Source organism: Pseudomonas sp. GL_117, from assembly GCF_057835125.1.
In genome coordinates, this window is the sequence record NZ_CM174418.1 from 3,510,273 (window position 1) to 3,526,490 (window position 16,218).

The following is a 16,218-nucleotide window of genomic DNA, read 5'->3' on the forward strand; positions in this document are numbered from 1 at the left end:
CTACCGCTGCGCAAGAGGAAGACTGTCATGGGACTTGCCACCGCGACGATTGCCAATGCCGAGGACTACCAACAGGTACTGAGCAGCTCACGCCCAGTATTTTTGCTGTTTGTTTCAGTCCGCTGCCCCGCTTGTTCTCAGGCCGTGCCGCTGTTTGAAAGGATTGCCGCCAACTACCCCGAGATCGTGAGCATGGTGCTTGACTGTGAAAACACTCCTCGCCACCCGGAGGTAAAGGGCACCCCGACCTGGTTGATCTACCTCAACGGAGAGTTGAAAGAGGCATTCAAGGGTTTAGGCGCCCCAGAAGATCAAGACCAATTCGTTGAAGACACGTTCGCCCGCTACGCCCCCTAGTCCTTGCACGCCCCGACGGCAGTCTCCGCCGAATCCGGGTAGAGGATGGCGACATCCTCAACCCGGTGCCGTTCAGGGCCGACCGGGCGCTGTATGTGTCAAAACACGCAGACAAGGACTGCTTTACGGTTCACGCACCATCGTCACCTGAGTGACCCGTCGCTCTTCGACCGCGGCCACGGTCAGGCGCCAGCCTTCGTACGCCAGGCTGTCGCCGACCATTGGCAAGCGGTCCAGCAGGCTCATCACCAGGCCGGCGAGGGTCTGGCAATCCTCGGTCGCCACCGCCTGAAAGCCGGTGCGCTGGCGCAGTTGGTTCAGGTTCATTGCGCCATTGGCACGGAACCCGGCGCCCTCCTCGACAATATCCGGCCCTTCGATTTCGCTGGCATCCGGCAATTCACCGGCGATGGATTCAAGGATGTCGGTCATGCTCAACACGCCCATGAAGTCACCGAACTCGTTGATCACGAAGGCGATGTGGGTGGACTGCTGGCGCATCTGCTCCAGGGCGTTGAGGATCGAAAAACTCTCCAGCAGGTTGATCGCCCGGCGTGCCAGGTGTTCCAGGTTCGGCTGGTTGCCGGCCAGGTATTCCTTGAGCAGTTCCTTCTTGTGCACAAAACCCAGCGGTTCATCCACCGCGCCGTTGCGGATCAATGGCAGACGCGAGTAGGACGAATGCATCAGTTTCAGGCGAATCGTCTCTGCATCGTCCGCCAGATCGATGTAATCAACCTTGGCGCGCGGCGTCATCAGCGTACGAATCGGCCGCTCGGCCAATTGCAGCACACCGCTGATCATCACGCGCTCGCGGCGATCAAACAGCGGGCCCTGGGCGGTATCGGGCTCACCAAGCAAGTCGGCCACCTCTTCACCGACCTCTTCCACCGCCAGGCTGCGACCGCCCAACAAACGCATTACCGCATGGGCGGTGCGCTCACGCACCGGCAGCACACCTTGCGCCGACTTCTTGCGGCGGGCACGGGCAATCTGGTTGAACACTTCGATCAGGATCGAAAAACCGATGGCCGCATACAAGTAGCCCTTGGGAATATGGAAGCCCAGGCCTTCGGCGGTCAGGGCGAAACCGATCATCATCAAGAAGCCCAGGCAAAGCATGATCACCGTCGGATGCGCGTTGACGAAGCGGGTCAACGGCTTGCTCGCGACGATCATCAGGCCGATGGAAATGATCACCGCGATCATCATCACCGCCAACTCATCGACCATGCCCACGGCGGTGATCACCGCATCGAGGGAGAACACCGCGTCGAGCACCACGATCTGCGCCACGATCGGCCAGAACATCGCGTAGGCCACATTGCCCGTACGCTGGGCCACATGGCCTTCGAGGCGCTCATGCAATTCCATGGTGGCCTTGAACAACAGGAACACACCACCAAACAGCATGATCAGGTCGCGACCGGAGAAGCTCTTGTCGAACACTTCGAACAACGGCTGGGTAAGCGTCACCAACCACGAAATACTCGCCAGCAAGCCCAGGCGCATCAGCAACGCCAGGGACAAACCGATCAACCGCGCTCGGTCACGCTGCTCCGGCGGCAGTTTGTCTGCCAGGATGGCGATAAACACCAGGTTGTCGATACCCAGCACCAGTTCCAGCACAATCAAAGTCAACAGGCCGAGCCAGGCCGTTGGATCCGCTAACCATTCCATTTATAGAGTCTCTTTGTTCGATTATCAGAATGCCGGACACGGCAATGCGCGGTCAGTGGACCGGGACAAGACTAGCAGTCGAAATACGGGGTGCTTGAGCGGAAACGGCGGCAGCGGATGTCTTGGGGAAAGACGACTGGGGGGCTCCGAGAGGGCGTTCATGCAAGTCCTGCGACAAGAAAAGGACTTGAATCGTACAACCGCAAAGCAAATTTCCTACAGCGCAAAACTATTACAAGATCTGTAATCATGTCCGGCCGGCCGCCTTGGCCAACTGGATAAACCGCGCCACGGCGGGAGCCTTTTCGAAGCGCCGGTGGATCAGCGACAACCACGACGACGCCTCACTGCCTTGAATCGGCCGGTAGACCACGTTCGGCAAGGCCACATGCCCCACCACCGACGACGGCACCACCGCCACCCCTTGCCCCAGCGAAACCAGCGCCAACACCGCGACCAAACCACCTGGCTGCGGGCCCAGGCGTGGCGCAAAACCGCCCTGGGTCGCGACATGCAGCGTGCCGCTGATCTGCTCGGGCAAGATGAAGGTTTCATTTTGCAGGTGTTCACAACCGATGGCCTTCAGGCCCAGCAGCCAGGAATCCTGGGGCAGCGCGAGGACAAAACCTTCACTGTCCAGGCGCACCGCTTCTACGCCATCGGGCAGGGTCATGGGCGAACGAACGTAGCCGATGTCATAGCGCCCATCCGCCACCGCACCCGGCAGCGTAGCCATGGCGCACTCGCGCACATTCACACTGACATCGGCAAATGCCTGGCCGAACGCCTGCATCTGCCGTTGCAACAGCCCGCTATACACCGCGGACGCCACATAGCCCAACTCGATATGGCCGATTTCACCACGCCCGGCTCGCTGGGCCTTACGCTGAGCGAGCTCGAATTGGCGCACGGTAGCTTCGGCTTCCGGCATCAGGGCCGTGCCCGCTTCGGTCAGGCTGACCTCACGCTGTTGACGGATAAACAAGCGCGTACCCAGAGCGGTTTCCATGTCCTGGATCTGCCGACTCAAGGTCGGCGGCGCGATCCCCAGTTGCTCGGCGGCGCGGGTGAAGTTGCAGTGCCGGGCAACGGCCAGGAAATAGCGGAAATGGCGGATGTCCATCGCAGGGTTAGCTCAAAGGTAATGAAGTTGTACCTGGCGCCTAACAAAGGCGCCAAGTGCTGGCGATAAGCTGGGACCATCCTAACAGCACAGAGCCTTTGCGATGCATATCCACTTCAAACCACTCATTGCCTGCAAGGTAATCGGATCATGAACCCGGTCAGCCCGCGCCTGACCCTGTTGACCGCTTCCGGCGTCTGCTCGCTGATTGTGCTCGACACCAATATCGTCGCCGTGAGCCTGCCGAGTATTGCCCGCGACCTTGGGGCCAACTTCGCCGACATCGAATGGGTGGTCAGCGCCTACATGCTCGCCTTCGCCGCGCTGCTGTTGCCGGCCGGCAGCCTCGCCGACCGTTTCGGGCGCAAACGCTCGCTGGTCTGGGGCCTGGGTATTTTTATCCTCGCCTCCCTAGGCTGTGGCGCCGCCCCGACCGCGTTGCTGCTGGATGTCGCACGTGCTGTCAAAGGCGTCGGCGCCGCGTTGTTGCTGACCGCGGCACTGGCGTCCATCGGCCATACCTTCCACGATGAAGTGGAGCGCGCCAAGGCCTGGGCGTTCTGGGGTGCGTGCATGGGAGTGGCGATGACCGCCGCGCCGACCCTGGGCGGCTTGATCACCGAGTACCTGGGCTGGCGCTGGATTTTCTACCTCAACCTGCCCGTGGGCCTGGCGCTGATGGCTCTGGTGCTGCGCGCGATCCCGGAATCCCGCGATACCCAATCCGCCCGGCTCGATCCGTGGGGCAGCCTGGCCTTCAGTGCCAGCCTGTTGTGCCTGATCTGGGGACTGATCGAAGCGAACCGCATAGGTTGGGACAGCCCGCCGACCTATGCACGCCTGCTGGGTGGTGCAGTGCTGTTGGGCGTGTTTGTGCTGGTCGAACGCTTGCAACAGCGACCGATGGTGGACTTGCAACTGTTTCGCCATCCGCGCTTTATCGGTGCGTTGCTGGGGATGTTTGCCTACGCCGGTTGTGCCCAGGTGATGATGACATTACTGCCGTTCTACCTGCAGAACGGCTTGGGTTTCTCCGCAATCACTTCGGGCCTGGGCATGCTGCCATTTGCCCTGACTATGCTGGTATGCCCACGCATCGGCGCACGCCTGGCCGGACGCTTTGCGCCTGCGACCATGATGGCAATCGGTTTGACCCTGGTGGGCTGCGGCAATCTGCTCAGCGCCTGGGCAGTGAATGTGGGGGGCTACCTGCCCTTCGCCCTGGCGATTGCCATCACTGGCGCCGGCGCGGGTTTGCTCAATGGCGACACCCAGAAAAACATCATGGCCTGCGTGCCGCGCGACCGCGCCGGGATGGCCTCGGGGATGAGTACCACCATGCGTTTCAGCGCGATCATGCTGGCCATTGGGGTATATGGCGCGCTGCTCAATAGTCAGAGCGAGCAGTTGTTGAGCGCGAGCATCGGTGGCCAGTGGCAGGCGCAGGTGGCCGGCATAGCGTCGCGAGTGGTGGCGGGCGATATGCCGGCGGCGATGGCGCTGTTACCGGAGCCAGCACGCGCCAGTGTGCAACCGTTGGCCCGGCAGGCGTTTGTCGGTGGGTTTGGCGGGGTGTTGTGGGTCGCAGGATTATTGGGGTTGCTAGGGGCGCTGGTGGTGGGCATGTTGATGCGACACCCGATCAATATGGGAGCGTGTGTGTGTGGGAGCGGGCTTGCTCGCGAATGAGGAGTGTCAGTCGCTAAATCCGGTGACTGGTACACCGCCTTCGCGAGCAAGCCCGCTCCCACAAGGGATCACCTGGATCCGAGGGGTCGGGTTACCAGAACCGCTGCTGGGTCAGACGGCTCCACCAGGTCAGCAGCACCCGGTCCACGGAACCGCTGGCCGCCAGGCCGACACGTTCCTGCAAACTCTTGCGCTCGGCATAGTGCAGGTGGAACACCTCGGCGGTCTTGGCCTTGGTCGCCAGGTATTCGTCGCTGGTTTGCAGCTCATCGACCAGTTGCTTGTCCAGCGCTGCAACACCCAGCCACACCTCTCCGGTCGCAACTTCATCAATCGCCAACTGTGGGCGATAGCGCGACACGAAGTTCTTGAACAATTGATGGGTGATGTCCAGGTCTTCCTGGAACTTCTCGCGGCCCTTCTCGGTGTTTTCGCCAAACACCGTGAGGGTGCGCTTGTACTCGCCGGCGGTCAGCACTTCAAAGTCGATGTCGTGTTTTTTCAGCAGGCGGTTGACGTTGGGCAACTGCGCCACCACGCCAATCGAACCGAGAATCGCAAACGGGGCGCTGATAATTTTCTCGCCGATGCACGCCATCATGTAGCCGCCGCTGGCCGCAACCTTGTCGATGCACACGGTCAACGGCACGCCCGCCTGGCGGATCCGCGCCAGTTGCGACGAGGCCAGGCCGTAGCTGTGCACCATGCCGCCGCCGCTTTCCAGGCGCAGGACCACTTCGTCCTTAGGCGTGGCGAGGCTGAGCAACGCGGTGATTTCATGGCGCAGGCTCTCGGTGGCCGAGGCCTTGATGTCGCCGTCGAAATCCAGCACGAACACCCGTGGCTTGGCCTCGGGCTTTTTCTTGCTGTTCTTCTTTTCGGCTTTGCTTTCGGACTTGCGCAGGGCCTTGAGCTGGTCCTTGTCGAGCAGGGTTGATTCCAGGCGCTCACGCAGGCCCTTGTAGAAATCATTGAGTTTGCGGACCTGCAATTGGCCGGCGGACTTGCGACGACCTTTGCTGCGCAATGCCGCGAAGCTGATCAGTACCACCAGAATAGCGACCACCAGGGTGACGGTCTTCGCCAGAAAGCTCGCGTATTCGGCCAGGAAATCCATGTTTCTCCTTACAAGTGCAGTGCGCCAGGCGCGGATTGCCCAAGCATACCGGCGGCACCGCGTTCGAGCCAGTGATCAAACCGCCAGCAACGGAGCGTTCCAACGAGCTTTTAAAACAAGCGTATGTTTTTCCATTGACAGCTCGCAGGCATCCCCATAACCTCGCCAGACTTTCAACGTACCGGGAAAACGGACGTGGGCAGCATCTATCTGATTCGACATGGCCAAGCCTCCTTCGGTGCAGACGACTATGACGTCCTGTCGCCCGTTGGCGTGGAACAAGCGCAAGTGCTCGGGCGCCACCTGGCCGAACTGGGCCTGACGTTCGACCGCTGCATCGCCGGCGACCTGCGTCGCCAGCAGCACACCGCCAGCGCCGCGTTCGATCAATACAGCGCCCTCGGCCTGCCGGTGCCGGCCTTGGAGGTAGACAGCGCCTTCAACGAGTTCGACGCCGATGCGATCATCCGCGCCCTGCTCCCCGACCTGCTCACTACCGAACCCGAAGCCCTGGAGATCCTGCGCAATGCCGCGCAGAACCGCAGCGAATTCCAGCGCATCTTCGCCCTGATCATCGAGCGCTGGCTGGCCGGCACCTATGATCCGCCGGGCCTGGAAAGCTGGCTGGGGTTTGTCGAGCGGGTCCAGGCGGGCCTGCAACGCATTCTTGAAGCGGCGGACAACGCGCAGAAAATCGCCGTGTTCACCTCCGGCGGCACCATCACCGCCCTGCTCCACCTGATTACCCGGATGCCCGCTGCCCAGGCCTTCGAACTGAACTGGCAAATTGTTAACACCTCGCTCAACCAGCTGAAATTCCGCGGTCGCGAGGTGGCCCTGGCTTCCTTCAACAGCCACTCCCACTTGCAACTGTTGAAGGCGCCGCAACTCATCACCTTCCGATGAGCTGCGGCCAACCGTGACCCCAAGGTCACTGGACTCACCATAAAAGGATCGAAACCATGACTGACGTAGCCAAAGCTGTAGAAGCAATGAAAGCCAAATTCAACCCAAGCGCCGCTGACGGCCTGGACCTGGTATTCGGTTTCCGCATCGACGACACCAAGAACTTCTCGCTGATCGTCAAAGACAAGACCTGCGAACTGCAGGAAGGCGAAAACCCAGACGCACAAGTAACGCTGGTCATGGACAGCGAAACCCTGGAAGGCATCGTTGACGGTTCCACCGACGGCATGCAGGCCTTCATGGGTGGCAAGCTGCGCACCGAAGGCGACATGATGCTGGCAATGAAGTTGAGCGAGCTGTTCCCTTCCTGATTCACGGGCAACCCTGAATCCCTGTGGGGGGCTGGCTTGTGTGGGAGCGGGCTTGCTCGCGAATGCGGACTATCAGTTGATCGATCTGTGACTGATACACCGCATTCGCGAGCAAGCCCGCTCCCACATTTTGCTCCACCACAGACCTTAGGCTTTCGGTTGCAGCAACAACGCCACCAACGCACTCCACCCCGTCTGATGCGATGCCCCCAGGCCGCGCCCTGTCTCTCCATGGAAATACTCATGGAACAACACCAGGTCACAACTCGCCGGGTCCGCCTGCAACTGCGCATACCCCGCCATCGATGGCCGCAGGCCATTTTCATCGCGTAGAAACAACCCCGTCAGCCGCTCACTGAGCCCGTCAGCCACGTCCTCAAGCGACGCCAGATAACCACTGCCCGTGGGGTACTCCACGGAGAAGTTGTCGGCGTAGTAGCGGTGAAATTCCCGCAGCGATTCGATCAGCATGTAATTCACCGGCATCCACAACGGCCCGCGCCAGTTGGAATTTCCGCCGTACAACCGCGAATCGGATTCACCAGGCTGGTAGCTGGCACACAGGGTGTTGCCATTCATCTTCAGGGCCAGCGGTTGCTCGGCGAACGCCTTGGACAGGGAGCGCACACCAAACGCCGACAAAAACTCACGTTCATCCAGCATGCGCCGCAGCAGATCCTTGGTGCGCTCGCCGCGCAGCAATGCCAGCAACAGGCGATTGCCCTGCCCCGGCTCGTTCCAGCGCGAGACCAATTTGGCCAGGTCCGGGCGGTGCTTCATAAAGCCCAACAAACGCTCGCGCAACCCTTCCAGACCTTCATGCTCGCGCTGCTCCAGCACCAGCACCGCAAACAGCGGCATCAGCCCGACTATCGAACGCAGGCGCACCGGTTCATTGTTGCCATCTGGGCGGCGCAGCACATCGTAGAAGAACAGGTCCTGCTCATCCCACAGACCTTCGGCGCTTTCATCCACGCGATTGATGGCGCCAGCGATATACAGGAAGTGCTCGAAAAACTTCACCGCGATGTCGACGTACACCACATTTCGCCTGGCCAGCTCCAGAGCCATGCGCATCAAGTCCAGGGCATATGCCGCGACCCACGCCGTGCCATCCGCCTGATCCAGCTGATACCCCGGCGGCAGCGCGGCCGAGCGGTCGAACAAGGCAATGTTGTCCAAGCCGAGGAAACCGCCCTGGAACAGGTTGCGCCCCTCGGCATCCTTGCGATTGACCCACCAGGAAAAATTCAACAGCAGCTTGTGGAAGATCCGCTCCAGGAAGTCCATGTCGCCTACGCCGGTCAGCGCCTTATCCTGCTGATACACGCGCCAACTGGCCCAGGCATGTACCGGCGGGTTGGCGTCGTCGAAGCGCCACTCATACGCCGGCAACTGACCATTGGGGTGCATGAAGCGGTCTTTGACCAGCAGCAACAATTGTCTCTTGGCGTAGGCCGGATCAATCAGCGCAATCGCCACCGCCTGGAAGCCCTGGTCCCAGGAGGCATACCAGGGGTACTCCCAGGTGTCGGGCATGGACAGGATGTCGAAGTTGGACAGGTGCCGCCAATGACTGTTGCGGATATGCAACCGCTCGGCCGGCGGCGCGGGCTGGGCGGGGTCGCCGTCGAGCCATTGGTTGACGTCGAAATAATACAGCTGCTTGGACCACAACAAACCGGCCAGTGCCTGACGCTGTACGTTGCGTGCATCCTCAGACGCGATGCCCTGTTGCAAGGCTGCGTAGAAATCGTCGGCCTCCTGGCGCCTCAGCTCAAACAGCTTGCGCGCATTGACCTCAGGCGCGGCCACCGGCGCAAAACGCAGGTAGAGGGTTGTGCTTTGCAAGCCTGCCAATTCGAGGACGAACCGCGCAGCGACCTTGGTGCCGCTGTCCCGCCGGATCGCCGATTGGACGCCGCCCACCACATAATCGTTGATCCCGTCCTTGAAAGGCCCCGGCGCCGGTAGCCCATCCAAACGAGGGTGGTTGCTCTCGTTCTCACAGAACAACCACTCCACCCCATCCTGGCCCCAGGCACTGAGGTAACGATCCGGCAGCTCATGATGACGCGCCAGCACCTGTTCGCCGTCGAGCACCAGGCGCGGCACTGGCGCATCAAAGGTCCAGCTCCAGTCGTTGCGCGCCCACGCCTGGGGCAATACCTGCAAGCGTGTCGGCTGATCCGAACGGTTGTGCACGGTGACGCGCATGAAAATATCGTCGGGCTGATGCTTGGCGTATTCGACGCTGACATCGCAGTAACGGTTGTCTTCAAACACCCCGGTGTCGAGGATTTCGTATTCGGCATCGCCCAGCCCACGGCGGGCGTTCTCGGCGATCAAGTCGGCGTAGGGAAAGGCCGCGTGCGGGTATTTATACAGCATGCGCATGTAGGCATGGCTCGGCACGCCATCGACGAAAAAGTACAGTTCCTTGACGTCCTCGCCGTGGTTGCCCTCGGCGTTGTTCAGGCCGAACAGACGTTCCTTGATGATCGCGTCGCGCTCGTTCCACAGCGCCAGGCCCAGGCACCAGCGTTGCGCGTTGTCGCTGAAACCGGCCAGGCCATCCTCGCCCCAACGGTAGGCACGGCTGCGCGCATGTTCGTGTGGGAAATACGCCCAGGCGTCGCCGTCGGCGCTGTAGTCCTCGCGTACCGTGCCCCACTGGCGCTCGCTTAAATACGGGCCCCACTCGCGCCAGCGCTCGGCGTCCTGAGTCGCCAGGCGCTGGCCTTCGGTGGTGTCGGTTATTCGGGTTACGGGCGTGGCCGTCATGCGGTCCTCCGGCGCCTACAAGGTAGGGAGCAGTGTAGGACCCATCCACACCCGTATGCACATGAAGGTTTAGAAGATCGCGTAGGTGTAGTTGAAGATCAGGCGGGTTTGATCCTGATCGGCAGTGCCTGTGTTCTTGCCGTGGTAGGTGCCGGTCCGCAAAGTCGTCCCGAAACCTTTCAGAGGACCGGCCTGCACAACGTAGTCCAGACGGAAGTCGGCTTCGTTTTCTTTCTGGTCAGGACCACCAGCCACCTTGGACTTGATGTCCCGGCCATCCAGGTAAGCCACGGAAGCCTTCAGGCCGGGCACGTAGGCCTTGAAGTCATACGAGTACTGGCCAAAGTTGACCTGCTCGCCCGCACGGGAGAACTGGCCGACCACGGCGTCGGTGAACAGGTAGAAATCGCTGCCGCCAGCACCCTGCGCATGCGGGTCGGCCAGGCTGCCCTGGTTCACCCACACAAAGCCGCCGTCGTCGCCCACGCCAATATGGCCAAGCATCAGGCTGCTGCCGCCCAGTTGGTAGGTGAAGGCCGCACTGTAGGTTTTGTTGTCCACTTCGTTGGCGTGCTTGGCGTAACCACCGTTGTTGTTGAACTGGTAGCCACTCTGGCCGTTCTTGCCGTCACTGCTGCTGTCGAAGTAGCGCAGGTCGGTCTTGAACGATTGGTCATTGCCCAGCGGCAATACGTGGACCAGGCCGAAGTAGTTCTGTTTGTAGAAGTCTTGGAGTTGGGCGTAGTAGTACTGCAACGTCAGGTTTTTCGCGATGACGTTGTCGGAGGAACCAAACGGCTTGTAGTCCACCCCACCGAACTTGAAGCTGTCGCTGTCGCGCTGGCCACCCGCCACGCTCAAACCTGTGGAATTGCTCGAGGCACGGCCTTCGACGCGGTTCAGTTCACCGCCGGTGAAGGTGACGTTGGGAATATCGCTGGAGGTGAGGATGCCGCCGTCAAAGGTTTGCGGGGCCACACGGCTATCGTTGGACACCAGGATCGGCAACACCGGCGCCAGGCCGCCACCGACATGCAACTCGGTCTGGGAAATGCGGAACTTCACATTGCCTGCCGCGCGTCCAAACGCATCGGCGGGTTCGGTGCCGTTGTTCTTGGTAGGGAAGAAACTGTTGCCATTGCCCGCCAGGCCTGCGCCCGCCGTATGGCCATCGCCACCGTCCAGGCGCAGGGCGCCAAAGGCCATCACGTCGAAACCGACACCCACGGTGCCCTGGGTGAAACCGGACTTGTAGTCAAAGCGCAGCGCGGTGGCGGCTTCACGCAGATCGTTGTTGGTCCCCGAACGGTTATCGGCGCTGTAGTACATGGTCCGCGAACTCACGGACGCATGGCTGTCCTCAAGGAAACCGCTGTGTCCGTTGCCGGTGCCCAGCGAACCGAGCCCGAAATCATCTGCGCAAGCCTGTTGTGCAAGAACGGCGGCGGTGATGGATAACGCCAGTGTAGAAATTTTCATTAATGACGGCCCCTGAACATTTTTTTATGTGTGTGATGTGCGAAACGGCGTTTTCATCCCTGCGAACGTGACGATTCTTTCATGCCGGATGGGGCCGACTCCGTGAAGAATTAGTTAGGAAAACCGTCGGAAAATGAAACTCTTCGTTGGCGGTTTTTTGTCATATTCACGTCATCTCATTCATTTGCAGAATGAAGTCCTGAAGATTCTTCGTTTGCGCACACACCCCCTGCCCAACAAAATCCTGGCATCGGCTACGTCCACCACCATCGTCATCAGGAATTTTTCTATGCCCAGCACCGCACATGTCAGCCCCGACGAGATCCGCAAGGGCTTTTCCAAGGCCATGTCCGACATGTACCGAGATGAAGTTCCGCTGTATGGCGCACTGATGGCGCTGGTGGCCGAGACCAACACCCGCGTGCTTGAGGCCCAGCCGGACCTGGCGCAACAACTGCAACGCACCGGCGAAATCCAGCGCCTGGACATGGAACGTCACGGCGCCATCCGCCTGGGCACCGCCTTCGAACTGGCAACCATCAGCCGTCTGTTTGCAGTGATGGGCATGCAACCAGTGGGCTACTACGACCTGACCCCAGCCGGCGTGCCGGTGCATTCCACCGCGTTCCGCGCCGTGCATGAGCAGGCGCTGCAAACCAGCCCGTTCCGTGTGTTCACCTCGCTGCTGCGCCTGGAACTGATCGAAAACCCCGAGCTGCGCGCCTTCGCCGAAACCGCCCTGGCCAAGCGCTCAATCTTCACCCCTGGCGCCCTGGCGCTGATCGAACAAGCGGAAAAGGCTGGCGGCCTCAACGCCGTGGATGCCGAGGAATTTATCCTCCAGGCCCTGGAAACTTTCCGCTGGCATCACACCGCCACTGTCACCCGCGCGCAGTACCAGCAACTCAGCGACCAGCACCGCCTGATCGCCGACGTGGTGGCGTTCAAGGGCCCGCACATCAACCACCTGACCCCGCGCACCCTGGACATCGACCAAGTCCAGGCCGCCATGCCCGGCAAGGGCATCACGCCCAAGGCTGTGATCGAAGGCCCGCCGCGCCGCCAGTGCCCGATCCTGCTGCGCCAGACCAGCTTCAAGGCCCTCGACGAAGCCATCGCCTTCACCGACGCCAGAGGCAGCCACAGCGCCCGCTTCGGCGAAATCGAACAACGCGGCGTAGCCCTGACCCCCAAAGGCCGCGCGCTGTATGACCAGTTATTGAATGCCGCACGCGATGAGCTGGGCGCGTTTCCCAACGAGGGCAACGCCGCACGCTACATGCAACTGATGGAACAGCACTTCCAGGCCTTCCCCGACAACCACGCACACATGCGTGAACAGGGTCTCGCCTACTTTCGCTACTTCGCCACCGATGCCGGCCTGGCGGCCCGTGGCCAAGCCGATCAACCACGCACACTGGAGGCACTGATCGCGGCCGGTCATGTGACAGTGGAACCGTTGGTGTACGAAGACTTCCTGCCGGTGAGCGCGGCGGGGATTTTTCAGTCGAACCTTGGGGATGCCGCGCAGAGTCATTACGCGGCCAATTCAAACAAGGCGGAGTTCGAGAAGGCGTTGGGGCGCCGGACGATTGACGAGTTGGAGCTGTATGGCGAGACGCAGCAGCGCTCGATTGAGGAATGCACTCAGGCGCTGCTCGCCTGAAACAAGATACCCGCCCGGCTCACCAGCGTAATCCTTACGCCGTATTCGCCCCCAGAGCCCCAAGAGCCGGGTGGGTGACGGGCATCATAGGCAGCGACAGGGTCGCTGTCCGTAAGATTAATCTGAACAAATATGTCCGCCCCTTCTGTAGGGCGTGAGGCTTCATTCAGCCCAACTGCTCCACAATCCTATCCTTGACCAACAACCGTTTCTTCTTCAGCTTCTCCACATCCTCATCGCTGGCACTGGCCGCTTCCGCCTTCAGAACCTCTTTGTCGGCATCGTCGTATTGAGTGAGCAGCGCATCCAGACGCTTGTCGCCCGCCCTGCGTTCATGAACGGCTTCCTTGCTCCAACCCAAGTCCTGATACAGGTCGTGTTTCACTGGCATGACGTACCTCCGCATGTTGATCAATGGCTTACGCCCTTGAAGCTAGACCATTGCAAGGGGGGTGTCATGTTTGCGGTCACGACACTGTTCAAAATTCTGGGGCGGGCTTTTGGGGGAGCGGGCTTGCTCGCGAAGGCTGATGCTCAGGCCAGCTCCCGGGTCAAGAACGGCGCGGTGCGGCTGGTCTTGCTTCTGGCCACTTGCTGCGGCGTGCCACACGCCACCACATTCCCCCCCAGATCTCCCGCCCCCGGCCCGATGTCGATCACCCAGTCACTTTGCGCCACCACACGCATCTCATGTTCCACCACCACGACGCTGTGCCCCGCTTCCACCAGCTGATTGAGTTGGCTGAGCAGGCGGTCCACATCCCGCGGATGCAGGCCGGTGGTGGGTTCGTCCAGGACGTACAGGGTCGCGCCCCGGGCATTGCGTTGCAGTTCGGTGGCCAACTTGATGCGTTGCGCCTCGCCGCCGGACAGTTCAGTCGCCGGCTGTCCCAGGCGCAGGTAACCCAGGCCGATGTCACGCAAAACCTGCAACGACCGCAGTACCCCCGGTTGCTCGGCAAATACGTCAACGGCCTGTTCCACCGTCAACCCCAGCACCTGGGCGATATTCAGGCCTTGCCATTGGATGGCCAGTGTCTCGGGGTTGTAGCGCGCGCCATGGCAGGTCGGGCACGGTGCGTAGACGCTGGGCATGAACAGCAATTCCACGCTGACAAACCCTTCTCCCTCGCAGTTCGGGCAACGGCCCTTGGCGACGTTAAAGGAGAATTGCCCGGCATCGTAATCACGTTTTTTCGCCGCCGGTGTCGCGGCAAACAGTTTGCGCACCTGATCGAACAAGCCAGTGTAGGTCGCAAGGTTGGAACGCGGGGTGCGGCCGATGGGTTTCTGGTCCACCTGCACCAGGCGACGGATCTGCTCCAGCCCGGCGCTGATGCGCCCACCGCTGGTTTGCGGGGCGGCGTCTTCCAGGCTCTGTTCTTCATCACTTTCCACGCTGCGCCCTAGGCCACTGCCCACCAGATCCAGCAGGGCCTGGCTGACCAGGCTGGACTTGCCCGACCCGGAAATCCCGGTAACCGCGGTAAAGCAGCCCAGCGGGAAGTCCACGCTCAGCGCGCGGAGATTGTTGCGCGTCACGCCTTCCAGTTTCAGCCAGCCGCCGGGCTCGCGACGCACCCGTGGCAAGGCGCTTTTTTCCGCGAACAGGTATTCCCGGGTCTGTGACGCTTCAACCTGCGCCAGGCCGGCCGGTGGCCCGCTGTACAGGACTTGCCCGCCATGCTCGCCCGCCGCCGGGCCCACATCGATCAGCCAGTCGGCGCGGCGCATGGTTTCCAGGTCATGCTCGACCACAAACAACGAGTTGCCCGCCGCCTTCAAGCGTGCGAGCGCGGTGAACAATGCCTCGCCATCCGCCGGGTGCAGCCCCGCCGACGGCTCGTCGAGCACATAGATCACACCAAACAGCTGCGAGCCCAATTGCGTCGCCAGCCGCAAGCGCTGCAACTCGCCGGACGACAACGTCGGCGTGCTGCGCTCCAGGGACAAATAGCCCAAACCCAGCTCGGTCAAGGTGCTGACCCGCTCCAGCAGGTCCTGGGCGATGCGTTGGGCGGCCAGGCGCTTTTCCACCGACAGTTGCATGCTGTCCTGCCCCGCCGCCACCGGCCGCAACAGCTCGGCCAGCTGGGTCAAGGACAGTTGCGACAACTCGCCAATGTCCACCCCGGCAAACTTTACCGACAGCGCCGCCTTTGTCAGCCGCTTGCCCTCGCATAAGGGGCAGGCGCTGCCCTGCATGAACTGCGACACACGCTTTTTCATCAGCGCGCTTTGGCTGTGGGTGAAGGTGTGCAGCACGTAACGCCGCGCCCCGCTGAAGGTGCCCTGGTAACTCGGCTCCAGCTTGCGCTGCAACGCCTCGCGGGTCTGCTCCGGGGTGAGCCCTGCATACACCGGCACGGTGGGGGTTTCTTCGGTGAACAGGATCCAGTCGCGCTGCTTTTTCGGCAGCTCACGCCACGGGATGTCCACGTCATACCCCAGGGTCACGAGGATGTCGCGCTGGTTCTGGCCTTGCCACGCCAACGGCCAGGACGCCACCGCGCGCTGGCGGATGGTCAGCGACGGATCGGGCACCATCAGCGCCTCGGTCACTTCATACACACGCCCCAGGCCGTGGCATTGCGGGCAGGCGCCTTGGGGCAGGTTCGGCGAAAAATCCTCGGCATACAGCATCGCCTGCCCCGGCGGATAACTACCGGCGCGGGAGTAGAGCATGCGGATCAGGCTCGACAAGGTGGTGACGCTGCCCACCGACGAGCGCGCGCTTGGCGTACCGCGCTGTTGTTGCAGGGCTACGGCGGGCGGCAGGCCTTCGATGGAGTCCACATCCGGCACGCCGACCTGGTCGATCAGCCGCCGCGCATACGGCGCCACCGATTCGAAATAGCGCCGCTGCGCCTCGGCATACACCGTGGAAAACGCCAGGGACGACTTGCCCGAGCCCGACACCCCGGTGAACACCACCAGGGCATCCCGCGGGATGTCCACGTCGACGTTGCGCAGGTTGTGTTCGCGGGCGCCACGCACCCGCACGAAACCGTGGAATTGAGGGGTGTTGCGCTGTGAAGTCATGGTC

12 protein-coding genes are annotated in these 16,218 nt (G+C 61.6%); 5 read left to right on the top strand and 7 right to left on the bottom strand.

The annotated features are described in order from the left end of the window. Positions 1-27: 27 nt before the first annotated feature. Complete coding sequence (locus AC3ISR_RS15770) at positions 28-357, top strand: thioredoxin family protein (RefSeq protein WP_463984613.1); 330 nt, start codon at positions 28-30, stop codon at positions 355-357. A gap of 123 nt (positions 358-480) precedes the next feature. Here AC3ISR_RS15770 and AC3ISR_RS15775 read toward each other — a convergent pair whose 3' ends face one another. Both AC3ISR_RS15775 and AC3ISR_RS15780 read right to left on the bottom strand, forming a co-directional pair. Next, on the bottom strand, positions 481-2,037 hold the full coding sequence (locus tag AC3ISR_RS15775; protein ID WP_463984614.1) for a TerC family protein: 1,557 nt from the start codon (positions 2,035-2,037) through the stop codon (positions 481-483). Between the two features lie 247 nt (positions 2,038-2,284). After that, entirely contained in the window at positions 2,285-3,160 is an 876-nt protein-coding gene (locus AC3ISR_RS15780) for a LysR family transcriptional regulator (protein WP_192300819.1), read from the bottom strand. A gap of 150 nt (positions 3,161-3,310) precedes the next feature. On the opposite strand from AC3ISR_RS15780, the gene AC3ISR_RS15785 reads away from it, so the two are divergent. Further along, positions 3,311-4,849 carry an MFS transporter gene (locus AC3ISR_RS15785; RefSeq protein ID WP_463984615.1) on the top strand — a complete coding sequence of 513 codons (1,539 nt, stop codon included), beginning with the start codon at positions 3,311-3,313 and terminating at the stop codon, positions 4,847-4,849. A gap of 91 nt (positions 4,850-4,940) precedes the next feature. Here the strand turns inward: AC3ISR_RS15785 and sohB are convergent, their stop codons facing one another. Beyond that, positions 4,941-5,966, bottom strand: a complete 1,026-nt coding sequence (gene sohB / locus AC3ISR_RS15790; RefSeq protein ID WP_463984616.1) for a protease SohB — start codon at positions 5,964-5,966, stop codon at positions 4,941-4,943. A gap of 195 nt (positions 5,967-6,161) precedes the next feature. Between sohB and AC3ISR_RS15795 the strand changes: the two genes are divergently transcribed. Continuing rightward, positions 6,162-6,872, top strand: a complete 711-nt coding sequence (locus AC3ISR_RS15795; protein WP_192300816.1) for a histidine phosphatase family protein — start codon at positions 6,162-6,164, stop codon at positions 6,870-6,872. 56 nt (positions 6,873-6,928) lie between these two features. Beyond that, positions 6,929-7,243: an SCP2 sterol-binding domain-containing protein gene (locus tag AC3ISR_RS15800; protein WP_192300815.1), complete on the top strand. Its 315-nt coding sequence runs from the start codon at positions 6,929-6,931 to the stop codon at positions 7,241-7,243. Positions 7,244-7,390: 147 nt separating this feature from the next. Here the strand turns inward: AC3ISR_RS15800 and AC3ISR_RS15805 are convergent, their stop codons facing one another. Both AC3ISR_RS15805 and AC3ISR_RS15810 read right to left on the bottom strand, forming a co-directional pair. Beyond that, on the bottom strand, positions 7,391-10,027 hold the full coding sequence (locus AC3ISR_RS15805; RefSeq protein WP_489324371.1) for an MGH1-like glycoside hydrolase domain-containing protein: 2,637 nt from the start codon (positions 10,025-10,027) through the stop codon (positions 7,391-7,393). A gap of 69 nt (positions 10,028-10,096) precedes the next feature. After that, positions 10,097-11,506: an OprD family outer membrane porin gene (locus AC3ISR_RS15810; protein ID WP_192300813.1), complete on the bottom strand. Its 1,410-nt coding sequence runs from the start codon at positions 11,504-11,506 to the stop codon at positions 10,097-10,099. 289 nt (positions 11,507-11,795) lie between these two features. Here AC3ISR_RS15810 and hglS point away from each other — a divergent pair, with 289 nt between their 5' ends. Then, positions 11,796-13,172, top strand: coding sequence for a 2-oxoadipate dioxygenase/decarboxylase HglS (gene hglS / locus AC3ISR_RS15815; RefSeq protein ID WP_463984618.1), 1,377 nt, complete (start codon positions 11,796-11,798; stop codon positions 13,170-13,172). Between the two features lie 166 nt (positions 13,173-13,338). On the opposite strand, the gene AC3ISR_RS15820 is transcribed toward hglS, so the two are convergent. Then, a complete protein-coding gene (locus AC3ISR_RS15820) occupies positions 13,339-13,563 on the bottom strand; it encodes a DUF465 domain-containing protein (protein WP_192300811.1) in 225 nt (74 codons plus the stop codon). 143 nt (positions 13,564-13,706) lie between these two features. Continuing rightward, positions 13,707-16,214, bottom strand: a complete 2,508-nt coding sequence (gene uvrA / locus AC3ISR_RS15825; RefSeq protein ID WP_463984619.1) for an excinuclease ABC subunit UvrA — start codon at positions 16,212-16,214, stop codon at positions 13,707-13,709. Positions 16,215-16,218 lie beyond the last annotated feature (4 nt).

Bases quoted from the DNA above. Each gene is read 5' to 3' on its own strand.
- AC3ISR_RS15820 (WP_192300811.1), bottom strand. From the start codon at position 13,563: ATGCCAGTGAAACACGACCTGTATCAGGACTTGGGTTGGAGCAAGGAA.
- sohB (WP_463984616.1), bottom strand. From the start codon at position 5,966: ATGGATTTCCTGGCCGAATACGCGAGCTTTCTGGCGAAGACCGTCACC.
- AC3ISR_RS15785 (WP_463984615.1), top strand. From the start codon at position 3,311: ATGAACCCGGTCAGCCCGCGCCTGACCCTGTTGACCGCTTCCGGCGTC.
- uvrA (WP_463984619.1), bottom strand. From the start codon at position 16,214: ATGACTTCACAGCGCAACACCCCTCAATTCCACGGTTTCGTGCGGGTG.
- AC3ISR_RS15780 (WP_192300819.1), bottom strand. From the start codon at position 3,160: ATGGACATCCGCCATTTCCGCTATTTCCTGGCCGTTGCCCGGCACTGC.
- AC3ISR_RS15770 (WP_463984613.1), top strand. From the start codon at position 28: ATGGGACTTGCCACCGCGACGATTGCCAATGCCGAGGACTACCAACAG.
- AC3ISR_RS15800 (WP_192300815.1), top strand. From the start codon at position 6,929: ATGACTGACGTAGCCAAAGCTGTAGAAGCAATGAAAGCCAAATTCAAC.
- AC3ISR_RS15810 (WP_192300813.1), bottom strand. From the start codon at position 11,506: ATGAAAATTTCTACACTGGCGTTATCCATCACCGCCGCCGTTCTTGCA.
- AC3ISR_RS15805 (WP_489324371.1), bottom strand. From the start codon at position 10,027: ATGACGGCCACGCCCGTAACCCGAATAACCGACACCACCGAAGGCCAG.
- AC3ISR_RS15775 (WP_463984614.1), bottom strand. From the start codon at position 2,037: ATGGAATGGTTAGCGGATCCAACGGCCTGGCTCGGCCTGTTGACTTTG.
- hglS (WP_463984618.1), top strand. From the start codon at position 11,796: ATGCCCAGCACCGCACATGTCAGCCCCGACGAGATCCGCAAGGGCTTT.